The organism is Microcoleus harperi Pol14_C6 (assembly GCF_036701295.1).
In the GTDB taxonomy this organism is placed as follows: Bacteria; Cyanobacteriota; Cyanobacteriia; order Cyanobacteriales; family Microcoleaceae; genus Microcoleus.
On sequence record NZ_JAUBQN010000001.1, the window covers coordinates 124,997 to 143,414 of the forward strand.

11 protein-coding genes and 1 tRNA gene are annotated in these 18,418 nt (G+C 45.3%); 11 read left to right on the forward strand and 1 reads right to left on the reverse strand.

The genetic code is table 11. The annotated features are described in order from the left end of the window. Positions 1–123: 123 nt before the first annotated feature. The 11 genes from QUA27_RS00565 (at position 124) to QUA27_RS00615 (ending at position 15,597) form a co-directional block, all read left to right on the forward strand. Positions 124–5,229 carry a PAS domain-containing hybrid sensor histidine kinase/response regulator gene (locus tag QUA27_RS00565; protein WP_333065665.1) on the forward strand — a complete coding sequence of 1,702 codons (5,106 nt, stop codon included), beginning with the start codon at positions 124–126 and terminating at the stop codon, positions 5,227–5,229. A 312-nt stretch (positions 5,230–5,541) separates the two neighbouring features. Then, entirely contained in the window at positions 5,542–5,769 is a 228-nt protein-coding gene (locus tag QUA27_RS00570; protein ID WP_190656515.1) for a hypothetical protein, read from the forward strand. 322 nt (positions 5,770–6,091) lie between these two features. Next, on the forward strand, positions 6,092–7,177 hold the full coding sequence (locus QUA27_RS00575) for an amino acid ABC transporter substrate-binding protein (protein WP_333065666.1): 1,086 nt from the start codon (positions 6,092–6,094) through the stop codon (positions 7,175–7,177). A gap of 180 nt (positions 7,178–7,357) precedes the next feature. Next, complete coding sequence (locus tag QUA27_RS00580) at positions 7,358–8,572, forward strand: amino acid ABC transporter permease (RefSeq protein WP_333065667.1); 1,215 nt, start codon at positions 7,358–7,360, stop codon at positions 8,570–8,572. Positions 8,573–8,742: 170 nt separating this feature from the next. Beyond that, complete coding sequence (locus QUA27_RS00585) at positions 8,743–9,264, forward strand: DUF29 family protein (RefSeq protein WP_333065669.1); 522 nt, start codon at positions 8,743–8,745, stop codon at positions 9,262–9,264. A 117-nt stretch (positions 9,265–9,381) separates the two neighbouring features. Further along, a complete protein-coding gene (locus tag QUA27_RS00590; protein ID WP_333065670.1) occupies positions 9,382–10,581 on the forward strand; it encodes an amino acid ABC transporter permease in 1,200 nt (399 codons plus the stop codon). Positions 10,582–10,632: 51 nt separating this feature from the next. After that, a complete protein-coding gene (locus tag QUA27_RS00595; RefSeq protein WP_333065671.1) occupies positions 10,633–11,385 on the forward strand; it encodes an amino acid ABC transporter ATP-binding protein in 753 nt (250 codons plus the stop codon). Positions 11,386–11,501: 116 nt separating this feature from the next. Further along, positions 11,502–13,520: an excinuclease ABC subunit UvrC gene (gene uvrC, locus QUA27_RS00600; protein ID WP_333065672.1), complete on the forward strand. Its 2,019-nt coding sequence runs from the start codon at positions 11,502–11,504 to the stop codon at positions 13,518–13,520. A 162-nt stretch (positions 13,521–13,682) separates the two neighbouring features. Beyond that, a tRNA-Gly gene (locus QUA27_RS00605) sits at positions 13,683–13,753 on the forward strand. Positions 13,754–14,179: 426 nt separating this feature from the next. Next, entirely contained in the window at positions 14,180–14,857 is a 678-nt protein-coding gene (locus tag QUA27_RS00610) for an actin-binding WH2 domain-containing protein (RefSeq protein ID WP_333065673.1), read from the forward strand. 29 nt (positions 14,858–14,886) lie between these two features. Beyond that, positions 14,887–15,597, forward strand: a complete 711-nt coding sequence (locus tag QUA27_RS00615; RefSeq protein WP_333065674.1) for a hypothetical protein — start codon at positions 14,887–14,889, stop codon at positions 15,595–15,597. A gap of 193 nt (positions 15,598–15,790) precedes the next feature. Here the strand turns inward: QUA27_RS00615 and mutS are convergent, their stop codons facing one another. Beyond that, positions 15,791–18,418 carry a DNA mismatch repair protein MutS gene (gene mutS, locus QUA27_RS00620; protein ID WP_333065676.1) on the reverse strand — a complete coding sequence of 876 codons (2,628 nt, stop codon included), beginning with the start codon at positions 18,416–18,418 and terminating at the stop codon, positions 15,791–15,793.

The following is an 18,418-nucleotide window of genomic DNA, read 5'->3' on the forward strand; positions in this document are numbered from 1 at the left end:
ATCGGTAGAAGGTAATTTCAATATAAAAAAGTTGTTTTTTCGGCGGAGGTATTTTAAGATGATTGTTTGAAAAAGTTTAAAAATCAATAATTATAATATAAGCAAACCAGTTTGGTGAGCACTATGCAAATCCTAGCCGCCAGCCTCAAAGCAAAAGTCCGCCAGCGTACCTTGGAACTGCAAGTTCTCAACGAACTTACTGCAAAAGTTCAAGCCGCTCTCAGTGTTGAGGAAATTTGGTCTGCGTGTCTGGCACATCTCGATCGCCTCCTTCCCACACAGGCGATCGCCATTTTGACGCTACCGGACGATCGAATATACCTGGAACACTTACAGCCGTTAAGTGCTAGCGCCAAAGCCGAAATAGAAGGGCGCTTGCAAGCTGCTCGGAGTGAATGGCTCGCTGGCAATCGGGACTGGGCGCACAACATCACTCCGCCACCAATTGCTCAGTTTCAGTCGGTATTGATGGCACCAGCCAACCTGGATGAAAGTGAAGAATTGTTGGCAGTATTTTTCATTGGTGCAGAGCAGGCAACTGCTTTTAATTTGGAACACCTTTGTTTGCTCCACACTGTAGCTCAAATTGGCGCCAAACAGTTAAAGATAGTAGCATCTAAAACAACCAGTGTCAAGGATAAATTCCAAAATATTTTTGCTCTGGATTCGGAAAGTCAAGAACTATTGTTGCGGGCTGTAATGGACGAGGCCCCCGACGGAGTTTTTGCGAAAGATAGAAACTTTAGATACATTTTTGTCAATCAAAGTTTTGCTGAATATGTGGGGAAAAATGTTGAGGAAATTCTCGGCAAAGATGATATTGAATTAGGGTTTTCAGCCGAATTAGTATTTGGCGATCGCAACAGCCAAATTAGGGGCGTCCGCGAGGAAGATCGAGCTGTGCTGGCTGGGGAGAGGGTTCGCAATCCCTACCAGGCGATCGCCTTTGAAAGTGGCAAACAGCACGTTTTTGATACGCAAAAAGTGCCGCTGTGCGATGCAGAGGGTAATATATTTGGGGTTTTGGGTTTTTCTAGAGAGATTGGTCAATTGCAGGTCACAGATGAAGCGAGGAATCAAAGCCAAGCCAAACTGCAAAAAATTACTGCTAGCGTACCCGGTACGGTATATCAAATTGACTTGCATCCAGACGGCTCGATGGCTTTCTCGTTTGTGAGCGCGGGCTGCCGAGAATTGTATGAAATAGAACCAGAGGTGGCTCAGCAGGATTTTAATGTAATTGTTGACATGATTCATCCCGAAGATCGAGATGATTTTCTCAACTCGGTGACGCTTTCTGCTGAAAATTTGCAGCCTTGGCGGTGGGAAGGAAGAATTGTCACTCCGTCAGGAAAACTTAAATGGGTGCAAGGAGCTTCCCAGCCAGAATTCCAAGCATCGGGCGAGATAGTTTACTACGGCTTGTTCACGGATATTAGCGCCCGGAAACAAGCTGAACGGAAGCTGCAACTTTATCAACAAATCTTTTTGAAATCCAACGATGCGATCGCCATATTAGACCCTCAAGGCTATTACTTAGAAACAAATCAAGCTCACACGGCTTTGCTGGGTAACAGCGCGTCAAAATTGTGGGGAAAAACGCCTGCAACTCACATGGGAGAACAGGCATTTGCCTCGGTAATGCAAAGCTTGGCAGAAACAGGGAGTTACCGAGGCGAAATGACCTGTATTAAGGCTGTGCAAGAAGGAACAGTTGAGGTGGAGGTTTCGGCTTTTGCGGTTCTCAATGATGCTGGAGATGTAGTTTGTTACGTAAGTGTCAAAAGAGACATAACCGAACGCAAGCGAGCTGAGGAAAAACTAAAGCTTTACCGAGAAATATTTTTAAACTCCAATGATGCGATCGTCATTATCGATGCTGACGGGTTTTTCCTCGAACAAAATCTTGCTCACCAAACGCTTCTAGAATACACAGACGCGGAATTAGAAGCAGAAGCTTCGCCACTGGTTGCGGGGGAGCGTTTTTCGGCAATTGCCCAAAGTTTAGCGAAAACAGGAAGTTTTCGGGGCGAAATTACTAACTGCACTAAAAAAGGCCAGACGCTGGCGATCGACGTTGCGGCATACTCTGTGATTAACAACGCCAATGATGTAATTTGTCACGTCTGCGTCAAGCGCGACATTACCGAACGCAAAAAAGGAGAAGAAGAACGGCAAAAATTTGTGTCGCTGATTGAAAACAGCAGCGATTTTATCGGTATGGCTACCCTGAAAGGCAAAACACTGTTTGTCAACGAAGCCGGACGAAAACTGGTGGGTGTAGAGAATCTTTCGGCAGTGCTTTATACGGAGATATGGGATTATATTGGGCCCTATTTCCAACATAAATTCGGTCCAGAAATTTTACCAACAATTATCAGTCATGGCCAGTGGCAAGGCGAAGGTCAAATGCAGCACTTGGGCAACAGACAACCAATTGATGTTGTGATGAATGCTTTTCTGGTCAAGCACCCTCAAACCACCGAACCCCTATGCTTTGCTGCGGTAATTCGCGATGTCACCGAACGCAAGAAAGCTGAGAGAATGCTACGGGAACAAGCAGAACAAGAACGCTTGGTTTCGGCGATCGCCCAGCGAGTCCGGCAGTCTCTCAACCTCACTCAAACTCTGAGTACAGCAGTACAAGAAGTGCGGCATTTGCTGGCAACTGACCGCACGATAATTTATCATTTTGATTCCGAGGAAACAGCGGTTGTTCTTGTGGAATCAGTAGGGGATGATTGGATGCCCCTGCGGGGCAGAAAAGTTCAAAGAACATCCTTTGGGGAAAGCTATGTATGGCTGTACAGTGCAGGAACAATTCAAGCAATGGCAGATATTGATACGGCAAACTTAAGTGAGGACCACCGAGATTTACTTGCTAGTTTGCAGGTAAGGGCTAATTTAGTTGTACCAATTTTTATAGGCGATGAAAGTCAGGAGTTGGCAACAGAATATTCGCCAGAAACTCGAATTGAACCGCCGGGAAGGAGTTTGGAAACGAGTCAAAATCGGTTGTGGGGGTTGCTGATTGCCCATCAGTGCAGCGCTCCGCGTGTTTGGACTGATTCTGAGATGGATTTGCTGGGAAGGTTGAGCGTGCAGTTGGCGATCGCCATTCAGCAATCTACTCTTTTTGAACAAGCGCAGCAGGCCCGAGAAGCAGCCCTAGAAGCGTCTCGAATGAAGTCGTTATTTTTAGCAAATATGAGTCACGAAATCCGTACTCCGATGAATGGAGTGATGGGGATGACGGATTTGCTGCTGAAAACGAATCTTACTCCCGAACAGCTTGACTTTGTACAGACGCTGAAACTCAGCGGTCAAAATTTACTATCGATTATTAACGATATTCTAGACCTCTCCAAACTGGAAGCTGGAGAAATGCGCTTAGAAATACTAGAATTTAACCTGAGTATCTGTATGAATGAAGTGCTGGATTTGTTGGCAACTCCCGCACAAGAAAAAGGTATAGAAGTGGTGGCACTGATTGACAGCGACGTGCCACTGCAAATTAAAGGCGATGCAGCACGGTTGCGGCAAATACTCACTAATTTGATCAACAATGCTATTAAGTTTACAGAAGCAGGAGAAGTGGTAATTGAGGTTGCTAATGCTAGTAATCCTGGGTTATTGGCCGCCAGCGATACTCAGAAAATTTTAGAGAATATCGAACCGTTAAAAATAGAAAACAATGAGTCGATGCTCCTGTTGTTTAAAGTGACAGATACAGGAATTGGGATTGCTCCAGAAAATAAAAAAAAGCTGTTTCAATCTTTTACTCAAGTTGATGCCTCTACAACAAGAAAATATGGTGGCACAGGTTTGGGTCTGGCTATTTCTAAGGAGTTGGTGGAGTTAATGGGTGGGCAAATCGGTGTGGAAAGTACCCCTGGCGAAGGCTCGACTTTTTGGTTTACTGTGCCGACAGTTAAGGAAAATTTAACTGCTGTAGGGACAGCGTGCGAAGTGAATTTGGAAACGGTGCTGGCGGGGCGAAAAATGTTAATTGCTAGCGACAAGGCGACAGTGCGAAAAGTGTTAGTGAGAATGGCTGTTGTGTGGGGAATGGAGGTTGAGGAGGTTGAGAACGGTTGGATGACGATCGCATCTCTGTACAAAGCTGTCAGCGTTAATTCCCCTTACGATATTGTTTTGGTTGATATTCAGTTGCCGGAAATGGTGGCGGGAAGTCTCGAACGCTTGAGGATTTCTGAGCCTGCAATGCAGCAGACAAAGTGGGTGGTGCTGACTTCAATGACTCAGGTTGCAGAGGCAAAACGCTTGGTAGATAGCGGTTTTAGCGGGTATTTAACTAAACCTGTGAAAGCTCACCGACTATTTGATTGCTTGGCGAACGCGATCGCCCCGATGACGCTGATTGATGAGCCGCGAGCAAATCCAACGTCCAATCGAGCCTCAGCTATTGACAACCGGGACTTAGCAAGTTTAAAGATTTTGTTAGTTGAAGATACTCCAATCAATCAAAAAGTTGGTCTCAATCAACTCAGAGTTTTGGGATGCGCGGCGGATGTGGCCAATAATGGTGCAGAGGCACTATCTATGGTTGCTCTGAAAAAGTATGACATTGTGTTGATGGACTGTCAGATGCCGATTTTGGACGGTTACGAAGCAACGCTGCAATTGCGCCGCCTAGAAGCGGCAGATGTTGCTGCTGGAAAAATGAAGCTGCATCAAAAGACGGTGGTGATTGCAATGACTGCGAATGCTTTGAAGGGCGATCGCGAAAAGTGTCTGGCCGCGGGCATGGACGATTATATTAGCAAACCTATTTCGATTGAAAAGTTAAAATCGGTACTAGAAAATTGGTCCGCCAAGCTAAAAATTGAAACTCCCAAGTTTAAGGGCGAGGAACTTCAAAATTCTGAGCCAGATATCGAATCGGTAGTCGATATGGCACGTTTGCACGAAATTTCGGGCGCTGATTTAGAGTTTGAGCGGGAAATACTGCTAGCTTTTGTGGTGGATACTGCTAGTTATTTAGAAGCTGCTAAGGAGGCGATCGCCTCGGGAGATATGGAGACACTGGCCCGCCACGCTCATCAAATTAAAGGTGTCAGCGCTACGGCAGCGGTGCGGTTAATGCCCGATATGGCAGATCAGCTTCAAAGTCGGGCAGAATCAAATGATTTGGAGGGGGCTACAAAAATCATCGCTGAATTAGAAGTAATTCTGGCGAGGGTTGAAAAGTTGGTGGCTCGTGAGTAATCAATTTTGTTTTTAACCGGGCTCTCCAGCCGGATCCCCGACAGCTCTTGGCAGCCCCCGCGAGCGATCGCGTGTAAAGATTTTTAATCTTTTATCAAGATATTTATCTCAATGTGACGGAATTGGGAACTCTTATAACATCTTGTGTGTTGTAGCTTGTGACACTACTTTATTAAGTTATTCTGGTCAAATATAAAATAATCATTAAGCCGATAGCTTTGAGGCTACTTTTCGTCTATCGGCTTGAGACACCAAGACTAGCTTTTCGCTAGGCCCGCCCATTAAGTGCGTATTTACGCTCAACGAGGTTTTATGACTCCAGTCATGTTACGCCAACTCTGGTCATTAATTGAGACCACCCAAGCTACTTTGTTAGTCAATTTGGACGATGCGACCTTGGTACAGTGGCTGCTAAAGCAGTTAAAGACGAACTCTGCGCTTAATGGCAAAGAAGCAGATGTGTTGGACGAATACATCCAGTCTCGGCTTTCCCTAATCCGCGATTTAGCTGAGCAGCGGCTAGCACCAGAGCTACTGTGAGCCCATTCAATCAAAATCGTATAAATGTTCCAGGGAAGGGCGATGAGCCCTCGCGCTGGGCAGAAATAGCAGAAAAGAAACCGGGTTTCAAGGATAAATCTTAGGTTTGACGACCAGACCTCCAGCCGGAAACCGGGTTTCCAACTCTGGGCTCCCAGTTTGCTCAAAAAAAACAGGCGGGTAGTCGGTGCAGTGGCTGCAGTGCAGCACCGGATGCAGAATGGCTAATTTGAAGCCGGAGGCTGTTGTAGTTCGCAGATCATCGCCACAGTTCTCGACAGCTACAAGGTAGGATTGTCAGGAAAGCGTTCTACTAAAATCTATGCGTAAATGGGGATTTCTGCTACTAGCAAGCGTGTTATTTGTGGCACCGTTGGCATCTTGTAGGGATCGATCGGCACAAATCGGACAAACAACAGCAACAACTACTGCAGGTGGCAACTCGCAACAAGGTTCCAGCCGGATAGATACAATTGTCAGCCGCGGCAAACTGATTTGCGGCGTCAGCGGCGAACTGCCGGGTTTTAGCTTTGTAGACGAAAAAGGCAAATATTCGGGACTGGATGTGGATGTGTGCAGGGCTGTCGCGGCGGCAATATTTGACGATCCCGAAAAAGTCGAGTACCGAAAACTCAACGCTAAAGATAGATTTACAGTTTTGCAGGCCGGAGAAATCGACATTCTCAGCCGAAATACTACCTACACGGTGAGTCGCGACAGCACTACCGGACTGGAATTTGCCCCGGTGATCTTTTATGACTCTCAAAGCATCATGGTCAAAAAAGACAGCGGCATCAAAAGTTTAAAAGATTTTGCGGGCAAATCTATCTGCGTGCAGACAGGTACGAGCACCGAACAAAATTTGTCCGACCAAATGCGAAAATTAGGAGTTAAATACACTCCTGTGGTGTTTGAAGATGTGAATGCTGTCTTTGCTACCTATCAAGAAGGTCGCTGTCAAGGTGTTACTGCCGATCGATCGCAACTTGTTTCTAAGCGGACAACTCTGCCGAATTCCGAAAATAATGTTGTTTTGCCGATCGTGATGTCAAAAGAACCGTTAGCCCCAGCGGTGAAAAGCGGCGATCCTAAATGGTCGGACGCGGTGAAATGGGTTATTTTTGCGGCGATTGAAGCTGAAGATTTGGGAATTAATTCGGGAAATGTAGACAAAATAGTGGCAAGCACTACAGATCCGAACGTCAAACGTTTGCTAGGAACAGAAGGAGATTTAGGTAAAGGTTTGGGACTCCCGAACGACTACGCAGTCCGCGTTGTTAAGAAAGTCGGGAATTACGGAGAAATGTACGATCGCAACCTCGGCCCCAAAAGTATACTCAAGTTAGAACGGGGTCAAAACAGACTCTGGAAAGATGGCGGTTTGCTTTACTCGCCGCCGTTCCGTTAATTTTAGTTAACTGTTGACTGTTAACTGTTGACTGTTAACTGTTAACAGTTAACCAACAAGATATTTTAGACAGCAAGGTACTCCGCGCTTACCCGACTTTTAAGGTGCTTGCTAGGTGTACCCTACAAGATATTTTAGGCAGGCTAAAGTTAGGTATAGTGTGCTCTACATTAAACAGTTATGAACCCAGAACCTCAACCGGGCAAATCGCAGAAATTGCCAAAATTTAAAGATATATCAAAACTGCTGCGGGACGATCGCTTCTGGAAAATAGCCGGACAGGCGATCGCCCTAATTTTAGTAATAGTTGTTATTGCCATTCTCTGGGATAATCTCAGTGCCAATTACTCGCAACTGGGGATTGCGTTTGGATTTGATTTTCTCAATTCCCAAGCATCTTTTGACATTGGCGAAAGTGTAATCCCCTACAGTCCCGCCAACAGTTACAGGCAAGCTTATTTTGTCGGTTTAATCAACTCGCTGCGGGTGATGGGTATCGGCATTATTTTCGCAACAGTTGCGGGTTTGACGGTAGGAATTGCGCGCCTTTCCGACAATTGGCTGCTGCGGAATTTAGCTGGTTTGTACGTAGAAATTTTGCGAAATACGCCGTTATTGCTGCAATTATTTTTCTGGTACTTTGCAGTTTTCATTTCCCTGCCAAAACTCGAAGACAATCAGCAGATGAGGGGGCCGATTTACTTGACAAATCGCGGCATTGCTGTACCTTGGGCTGTGGCTTTGCCGGGTTTTGAGATTTGGGTGATTTTGCTAACAGTCGGAGTTTTGGCGGCGGCGGGGCTGTGGATGTGGCGGGCGCGGGTGATGTTGGAAGAAGCTAAGCCGGGAAGACAGTTGTTTTGGGCTTTAGGTGCGATCGGGCTGAGTGCAATCTTAGCTTTGATTATTACCAAAAATCTGCCCTTCCGGCTAGATTTCCCGCGCCTGACACCAGCATTGCAAATCGAAGGAGGATTAAAATTAACTCCAGAATTTGCAGCCTTGGTGACAGGGCTCAGCTTGTATACTGGCAGTTACATTGCAGAAATTGTCCGGGCCGGAATTCAGTCAGTATCGAGAGGCCAGTGGGAAGCGGGAAAGTCTTTAGGGCTGAAGTCGGGAACAATGATGCGGATGGTAATTTTGCCGCAAGCTTTGCGGGTGATTGTGCCGCCTTTAACCAGTCAGTATCTGAATTTAGCTAAGAATTCGAGTTTAGCGGTTGCGGTTGCTTATCCCGACGTTTATTTTGTTGTGGGCTCTCCAACCTTGAATCAGACCGGTCGGGCGATCGAAGCAATGTTAATTATCATGGTAACATATCTAACAATTAGTTTGATAGTTTCTCTGTTCATGAATTGGTACAATAAAACTGTACAAATCAAGGAGAGGTAAATAGTTTATATTTAATCTATTTTAATTGGAATAAAAGGAGAGCGCGTCAAATGGCATACAGTGACTTTAGCTTAGACCGAGTAACTAAAAATTGTGAGTTAAGGATTAAGCAATAATAAATAACTCACCACTATCTTTGGCTTGCTAGTATCAAAGTTGAGGGGAATCAAATGACACAAGAATTAATTGCTCTTAGAAAGAGCATAGTGGAAGGAAGGTATACGGATGCTTTGGCAATAGTCGATGAGTTAGATGGAATGAGCAAACAGGCTATTTTGCGACAAATCCAATCTTTTTTAAATGTTTTGCTGATTCACTTGATTAAAAATCAAGTTGAACAGCGATTAACGGGTTCTTGGGCAAGTTCGATTCGCAATGCAATCAGAGAAATTAAGAAGGCAAATATTAAAGATAATAAAACATCTTATTACATCAATTCTGATGAATGGGAGAGTTTTATAGACGAGGAGGTGATTGAGGATGCGATCGCAGAGGCTGCGGAGGAAGTATTGAATGGTGTTTATACTCAATTTCAACTTGCCGAGATGATGGATAGAAACCTGATTATTCAAACCGCTGTGAGGTTATTGAACTTGACTTATATCCATTCCGCCAAAGATTTACCCGCAGTGTTAGCCCAGCATTTAAGTCAGTTACCAGGTGGAGAAGATTGGATAAATCGGCGAAAATAAGTAGGATTTTTTTTAGCCGTTGCGATGGGAAATCGCGTCTACACAAACAAAACCCGCCTACGCGGGTTAATAAAATAACTGGTTGTTACTCTACGTCATAGGATTGAAAACCGCTATATGGAAACTGTCCCCATATTACCGCCTCCAGCCACCGAATCGCCTACCCCTTGGAATTGGGCGCGCAAAAACTTATTTAGTACCTGGTACAACAGCATTCTGACAGTAGTTTGCCTCATTATCGCCTTCCAAACTATTAAAGGAATTATTGTTTGGGCAACAACAAAAGCTCAGTGGCACGTGTTAGAAGCTAACTTGCCACTATTTTTCGCGGGCAGATTTCCCCGCGAATCCTACTGGCGGCTGTGGATAGTAACTGCCATAATTGCCTGGTTGGGAGGATTAAGTTGGGGAAACATTCAGCGGCAAGAACGTCTTTGGAATCCGCCTTTACTAATTATACTCGGTGCTGCTGTTGTAGGTGCGGTCATTTCGCCGATCGACCTAACCTCTCGCCTCTACCTCTTAGGAATTATTATCGCAGCCGCCGCCAGCTATGCTATCGGAAGGCAAATTCACCCAAAAATCATGGACTGGATGCCTGCAATCTGGGTTCTTTCCTTCCCAATAGTTTTGTGGTTAATTAAAGGCGGGTTGGGTTTGATCGAAGTTTCAACAAATGATTGGGGCGGTTTAGTATTAACGCTGTTTTTAGCAGTTATTAGTATTGTGCTTTCCTTTCCTTTAGGAGTATTGCTAGCACTCGGCAGACAAAGTTCTTTGCCAGTGGTAAGAGTGTTATCAACACTATACATTGAAATTATTCGCGGTTTACCCTTAATTGGCATTTTGTTTTTAGGTCAAGTAATGCTGCAACTCTTCTTGCCGCCCGAATATCCGAAATTAGATAGAGTGATTAGAGCCATAGCTGGATTAACCTTATTTAGTGCGGCCTACTTGGCAGAAAACGTGCGTGGTGGCTTGCAGGCCGTGCCCAGGGGACAAATAGAAGCAGCGAGGTCGATCGGACTCAATACACCCCTACTCACAATTCTCATTGTACTGCCTCAAGCACTGCGAATAGTCATTCCGGCGATCGGCGGTCAATTCATCGGATTATTCATGGATACATCCCTGCTATCTCTATTCGGAATGTTAGAATTAATCGGAATATCCCGCGCAGTTTTAGCAAATCCATCCTATATTGGCAGGTACGCCGAAGTTTACATATTCGTCGGGATCATTTATTGGATATTTTGCTACTCAATGTCCCTAGCAAGCCGCAAAATAGAGCGAACTTTAGGCGTAGGGGAAAGGTAAAAAAATATCTGCGTTCATCCGCATTTATCAGCGGTTTAAAAACAAAAAAATATGGAAACTAAACCCACAATCGCAGAACAAGTAATCGTAGCAGAAAAGGTCCACAAATGGTACGGACAATTTCACGTACTGCGCGGTGTCAGCATGACCGTAAACCGAGGTGAAGTCGTGGTCGTGATGGGGCCATCTGGTTCGGGAAAATCCACATTTATTCGCACATTCAACGCATTAGAAGAATACCAACAAGGTAAAATTACGATCGACGGAATCGAACTTTCCCACGACTTACGCAACATCGAGATAATTCGCCGCGAAGTAGGAATGGTGTTTCAGCAATTCAACCTGTTTCCCCACTTATCAGTCTTGCAAAACGTCATGCTAGCGCCAGTATGGGTGCGTCGATGGCCCAAGAAAAAAGCAGAAGAAGTGGCAATGCAACTGTTAGAAAGAGTGGGGATTTTGGAACAAGCAAAAAAATATCCCGGACAGTTGTCTGGAGGACAGCAACAGCGGGTCGCTATTGCACGTTCTCTAGCCATGCAGCCTAAAATTATGCTGTTTGATGAACCGACATCAGCATTAGACCCGGAAATGGTGCGGGAAGTGTTAGATGTAATGCGAAATTTGGCTCAAACAGGAATTACAATGGTAGTGGTGACTCACGAAGTCGGGTTTGCGCGCGAAGTTGCCGATCGCATTGTGTTGATGGATGGCGGTGTTTTAGTGGAAGAAGCCCAACCCGAAGAGTTTTTTCAGAACCCGAAGGAAGAACGCACTCGCAAGTTTTTATCTCAGATACTGTAACTGATTTTCAAGTGTAGTCGGTGGGTTTTGCGACGGTCGCAGCCGTCAAAATCGACCTAATTAAGGTAAAATAAAAGAGTGTACAATCAGTCTCCATTTTGCTGAGATAGCTTGCAATGCCATCCACAAAAACTCTGCCGTTAGTTAAAGACTCGGAACGCCTAGAAAGTCGCCTCAAAGAAATCCCGGCGGTTCCTGGTGTATATTTAATGCGAGACGAGAGCGATCGCATCCTTTACATCGGCAAATCCAAAAAACTCCGAAACCGCGTCCGTTCCTACTTCCGCGAAAGCCAAAATCTTAGTCCCCGCATTGCGATGATGGTGCAGCAAGTGCGCGAAATTGAATTCATCGCCACCGACACAGAAGCAGAAGCTTTAGCCTTAGAAGCAAACCTCGTAAAACAGCACCAACCTTACTTTAATGTCCTGCTCAAAGATGATAAAAAATATCCTTATTTGTGCATAACTTGGTCTGAGGAATACCCGCGCATTTTTATCACTCGCAAACGCCGCGCAGGTAGTGCAAAAGACCGCTATTACGGCCCCTACGTCGATACAGGGGCACTGAGGAGTACGCTGCATTTAATTAAGCGGATTTTCCCGCTGCGGCAGCGCCCTCAACCGTTGTTTAAAGACCGTCCTTGTTTGAACTACGACATCGGGCGCTGCGTTGGCGTTTGTCAAGGGTTAACTTCGCCGGAAGAATATCGAAAAATCATCCAAAAAGTAGCGATGATTTTCCAGGGAAGGACTGATGAATTGCTGGATATTTTAGAGCCCCAAATGGAAGAGGCAGCCGAAGATTTAAACTTTGAAACGGCGGCACGCATTCGCGACCAAATTAAGGGTTTGCAGTCTTTGAGTGCGGGTCAAAAAGTATCTTTGCCAGACGATACGGTTTCGAGAGATGCGATCGCACTTGCGGCCGATAGTCAGCACGCTTGCGTTCAATTGTTCCAAATTCGGGCCGGTCAATTGGTCGGAAGATTGGGATTTATGGCGGAAATACCCCCCCAACCCCCCCTTGCCAAGGGGGAGCAAGAGTTATCTCAACTTTCTCTTTCCTCCCCCCCAAGCCTTGGGGGGGAACGAGGGGGGGTAGAGGCCGGAGCGATTTTACAGCGGGTGTTGGAAGAACACTATCAAAATGTCGAATCCGTAGAAATTCCCAGCGAAATTTCAGTGCAGTACGAATTGCCAGAAGCGGAAATATTAGCAGATTGGTTGAGCAACCGTAAGGGACGAAAAGTTACGATTTTGACGCCGCAGCGGCAAACTAAGGCAGAATTGATTGAGATGGTGGAACGCAATGCTGAGTATGAATTGGCGAGAATGCAAAGATTGAGCGATCGCAATTCTCAAGCAATGGAAGATTTAGCAGAAATTCTCGATTTGCCGGAAGTTCCTCGCCGCATTGAAGGTTACGATATTTCTCACATTCAAGGTTCTGACGCCGTAGCTTCCCGCGTCGTATTTATTGACGGTTTGCCTGCCAACCAACACTACCGCCATTACAAAATTAAAAATCCTGAAATTAAATCGGGTCATTCTGATGATTTTGCTAGTTTAGCCGAAGTTATCGGTCGCCGATTCCGAGGATTGAAGGAAGAAGAAACAGGCAAGATGGAAGATGGATTTAGCGATTTAGAAGAACCGAAAGAACTCAGCAATTTATCCTCGGTTTCTCATACTATTTCCGACAAACCAGACTTAATTATGATAGATGGTGGCAAAGGTCAACTGTCAGCAGTTGTGGCTGTTTTGCGGGAGATGAATTTGCTAGAAGAGTTGCGCGTTGTCAGTTTGGCAAAGCAGCGAGAGGAGATATTTTTGCCGGGGGAATCTTTGCCGCTGCCAACTAATTCTGAGCAACCGGGCGTACAATTATTGCGCCGGGTGCGGGATGAGGCGCACAGGTTTGCTGTGAGTTTTCACCGGGATCGAAGAAGCGAGAGAATGAAGCGATCGCGCCTCGATGAAATTCCCGGATTGGGACACCACCGACAAAAACAATTGTTGGCACATTTTCGGTCGATCGACTACCTCCGTTTAGCGACTCCCGAACAGTTGGCAGAAGTTTCTGGGATTGGCCCGCGTCTGGCGCAGCAAATTTACGATTATTTCCACCCGTAAAGTCTTACGCAGCATGGGAGACGGGGATTTTTGGGGCGAGGGGGCGATCGGCGCGCAAGTCCCGATTCAGCCCCGATTCCGCCTGTGTGAGGGAGGTCTTCAAAATTTTTGAACAGATCTCTTGCAATTCCCAGAGGCTTGTGGTATGTTTAGTTTCTGTGCGCGGGCATAGTTTAGTGGTAAAACTTTAGCCTTCCAAGCTAACTATGCGGGTTCGATTCCCGCTGCCCGCTTGCGCCTACAAAAACCTCAAACCAACCAGAAATCAACGGTTTGAGGTTTTTTATTGCTGATTTTTTCGGTTATCCAGCGGTCGGATTGACTAGAAATTGAATACAAATTGGATACAAAATGACTACGATTTGACTGCGGAACGACCAAACTGAGTATCAACTGAGTATCAAATGACTACCCGATCGCCCTTTTTGGGGACAATTTGGAGACAAATGAATACAAATTGAATACAAAGCATAACTGTATTCAGTTTGAGCCGTTTAGCTTGGCAAGTATCTCTCAAAACGCCTCCACCTCTCAGCTTGCGGTGAGCTGGGTACAAGAATCATTAGTTAACATAGAGTACCCTGGTTTGGCAAGATTGCCGATCGAACTCAGCTTGAGTTATGACTGATTCGGAGTCGCATCAGTCACAAGGAGAGCCCGTGAAATATTTTTCAGTAGTAATGTATTTGCTGCGGGAACGGCAACAATTTCTTGAAGAAATTCGCCAAGGTGTAAAGCTCAAATCTAAAATTTTCGGTTTGTTGATTTCTAGTACCGTATTTTTTGGCATTTACGGAGCGATATTAGGTGCATCTAGTACGTGGATGCAATGTCTGGTTTCAGCAATTAAGTTGCCAGCACTTTACTTGCTGACGCTGATTATCTGCTTTCCCACACTGTACTTTTTTAATGTCATGTTTGGTTCTAAACGAACTTTTGAACAGTATTTGACATTGTTGATGACAGCGATGGCGATGATTAGCGTTTTGCTGTTTGGATTTGCACCTGTGAGTTTGTTTTTCCTCATAAGCAGTACCAATTACAATTTTTATCTGTTGCTGAATGTTGCTATCATGGCAATCACAGGATTTTTGGGAGTAAGTTTCATTTATCAAGGAATGCACTTTCTTTCAGAACAAGATGCGGAAGGCAAAGACATCAGGCTAAATATTTTGCGCTTTTGGTTGGGACTTTATGCGTTTGTTGGGACTCAGTTGGGATGGACGCTGAGACCGTTTTTGGGGTCGCCGGGAATGGCTTTTCAACTGTTCCGAGACCGAGAAAGCAATTTTTATATGAGTCTGTGGCAATCAATTATGTCTCTGGGAGGATCGTAATTAATCCCAATTAAAGGAGATTTTGAAGAGTGATACAAGCGGATTTGGAACAGTTAAAAATTTCTGAGAAGGAGTTGGAGGATTTGAGTGGAATAGCTTTGAGCGACGGTTTTGCAGCGGATTTTTACCGACCTGCTGCACTCCGGGACGGCAAAAAGCTGTTTTCTCTTTTGGTGAATGAGTTGCTGATATTTTGCGTGACATTAGTTGTTTCGCTGCCTGTTGCTTTACTGGCTAATAAACATAATGTTGGTTCATTTAGCGATGCTGAGATATTTGTCAGGGTTTTACAAATAACTTTGGGTTTGTCGCTGGCGATTACTGTTGCTTGGAATATCTATAAATGGGTTAAGGCAAAGCCTCTGGCAACGCTGGCGGGTCTGCTGGATGAAGTTGAGAAGTATCATGAGGTAATTCAGGCTTTAGATATTATCGATCGCCTAACGGATGCTGGGAATTTACAAGCCAATTTAATTAACCGAGGAGATGCAATTGAAGCCTTAAAAATTACCAGAGAAAGTTTAGTCTGTGCTTTGAAAACAGAAAGAATTCTCAGGGAGAATCAGCAATTTATCGGTCGCCGTTACGAGCTATTTGCTAATATTGAAAGTAATTTGGCTGCTTTGATGGCGCTGGATGTGAGCGATCGGGCGACTGAATACGGGCGGTTGCTGAATGAGGCTTTGGAAATTGGGATGAGCGTGCACAAAGAGGTAAGAAAGTTGCAAAATGGACGTTAGAGTTGTTGCAGCGTTCCTGGTTTGTTGTAAAAGTAGTAACTGATATCTTGCACCATGCTAAACAACAGGCAGGATGCCTGTGCCACAAAAATTAAATTTTCTTGTGGGGTGGGCATCCTGCCCGCCCCTGAAAGGCTGATTGAAAATGGTGCAATATAGAAGTTACTACAAACTTTTTTTACCACCGGAAATTTCAATCATCAAAAATATCCAACTGTTCGCCCTCCGACTCTTTTCTACCATTTTTTTTAACACCTTTCCGCAGCCCGATCGCAATTTTGCTGTGTTTCTCAATCTGCTTCATCACCTGTCTCGCCCTGTCAATCACCGACGGCGGCAAACCCGCCAATCTCCCCGCTTCAATTCCGTAAGATTTGTCAGCACCTCCCGGCTGAACTTGGTGCAAAAATACGATTTGATCTGGCAATTCTTTCACTGTTACTTGATAATTTGCGACATTATCTAAAATAGAAGCTAACTCATTCAATTCGTGATAGTGAGTCGCAAAAATTGTCCGCGCCCGAATCTCAGTTGCTAAATATTCTGCCACAGACCAAGCAATAGAAAGTCCGTCAAACGTCGCCGTTCCCCTGCCAATTTCATCTAACAAAACTAATGATTGCGGCGTGGCGTGATTGAGAATATTTGCAGTTTCATTCATTTCCACCATAAACGTAGATTGACCCGTTGCCAAATCGTCTACTGCACCGACGCGGGTAAAAATGCGATCGCAAATTCCCAAACTCGCCACTTTCGCCGGCACAAAACTGCCCATCTGCGCCATTAACTGGATCAAACCCACCTGCCGCAAGTAGCAGCTTTTCCCGCTAGCATTCGGCCCGGTTAAAATAATTAAATCTGGGCGGTTTAACGAGTCTTCCCGACCCAAAAAAGCCGAATTAGGTACAAAAAATCCCGGCGGCAAAGACTTTTCCACCACAGGATGACAACCTTCAATAATTTTAATTTCCCGACTTTCTGTCATAGTGGGGCGGCAGTAATTCTGGTAAACTGCTACTTCTGACAAACCGCACAAAACATCGACCGCCGCCACGGCGCGGGAAACGTTCCGAATAATTTCGGCGTGTTCTCCTACCTCCGATCGCACTTGAGCAAAAATATCGTATTCCAATTGATTTAAATCTTCTCGCGCTGTCAGAATTCGCACTTCCCTTTCTTTTAATTCTTCAGTGCTATAACGTTCTTCATTGGTGAGAGTTTGTTTGCGGGTGTAGTCCTTCGGCACTTGGTCTACTTTCGATTTTGTAATGCTGATGTAATAGCCGAAAGCTTTATTGTAGCCTACTTTTAAATTAGAAATTCCGGTGCGTTTTCTCTCAGTTGCTTCTAAATTTGCAATCCATTCTTGGTCGGCTGATGCAGTGTGTCGCATTTCATCTAGCATGGGATTGATTCCCGGTCGAATCAAACCTCCTTCTTTTAAATGAATCGGCGGTTCATCAACTAAATGAGCGTGAATTTTACTTGCTAATTCTTCTAGAATTGGCGGTACATTTTGCAGTGCTTTCAAATAGGGCGATCGCCCTTGGACTGCGATCGAGGCTAATGCCGGCAGTTTCGAGAGAGAATCAGCTAAAGCGACCAAATCCCGCGCGCTAGCTGTTCCAGAACCAGCGCGGCCTGTGAGTCTTTCTATGTCGTAAATTTGGCGCAGCAACTGCTGCAAATCTTGGCGCAAGGCGTTATTTTCTACTAATTCTTGAATCGTGTCGTGTCGGGCGCAAATGCCTTTAATGCTGAGCAAAGGTTGCAGCACCCAGCGGCGCAAAGCGCGGCCTCCCATTGCGGTGCTGGTTTTGTCTATAGCCCACAGCAGCGAACCGTGAAAAACCCCATCTCTCACTGTTTGAGTAATTTCTAGATTGCGACGGGTTTGGTAGTCGAGGATGAGAAAATCGGTGAGAGTGTAAGTGTGCAATCTTTGCAAAGAAACTGCTTTTTCCTTTTGAGTTTCTTCGAGATATTGCAGCAAACCCCCGGCGGCGCGCACTGCGAGGGAAAGGTGTCCGCATCCCATACCTTCGAGCGATCTCACTTTGAACTTTTGTAGGATTCTCTGTTTTGCTTCGGACAAACTAAACGGAATTTGCGATCGCAAAGAATAGCAGAATGAATTCGGCAAACACTCCGGTAAATGCTCTGATTTCTCTCCGGGCCTCAACATAGTCACCAAATCCGGCGCATTAGTCGGCACCAAGACTTCCGAAGGCTGCAAACGCAGCAATTCTAAGGTTAATTGTTCTAAACTGTCTGCTTGGGTAGTGACAAATTCTCCAGTAGAAATATCTGTATAAGCTAATCCCCAATGTTCCCCAGCGATGACTACTGCCGCTAAAAAATTATTTTGTCTTGGTTTGAGCATTCCGTCATCAGTCAAAGTTCCGGGAGTGAGAATGCGGGTAATTTCTCGCTTGACTTGGCGGCCTTCTTTAGCAGCTATCGAGGCATCTTCAACTTGGTCGCAAACTACCACAGCATAGCCTTTTTCTACTAACATTGAAGTATAGCGGTCGAGGGCGTGGTGCGGCACTCCTGTCATCGGCACTCTGCCAATTTCTTTGCCGCTTTCTTTACTCGTACAAACAAGTTCTAATTCCCGCGAAATCGTAACTGCATCTTGGAAAAAACACTCAAAGAAATCTCCGACTCGAAACAATAAAAGTGCGTGGGGATACTGTTCTTTCACTTCCACATACCGCTGCATCATCGGTGTCAGCTTGGTGAATTCTAGTAGGCGGTGGTCGGCATTGCGGATGTTGGGTTGATTGGGGTCTGTTGGGGTAGATGCAGTGTAAGGCAT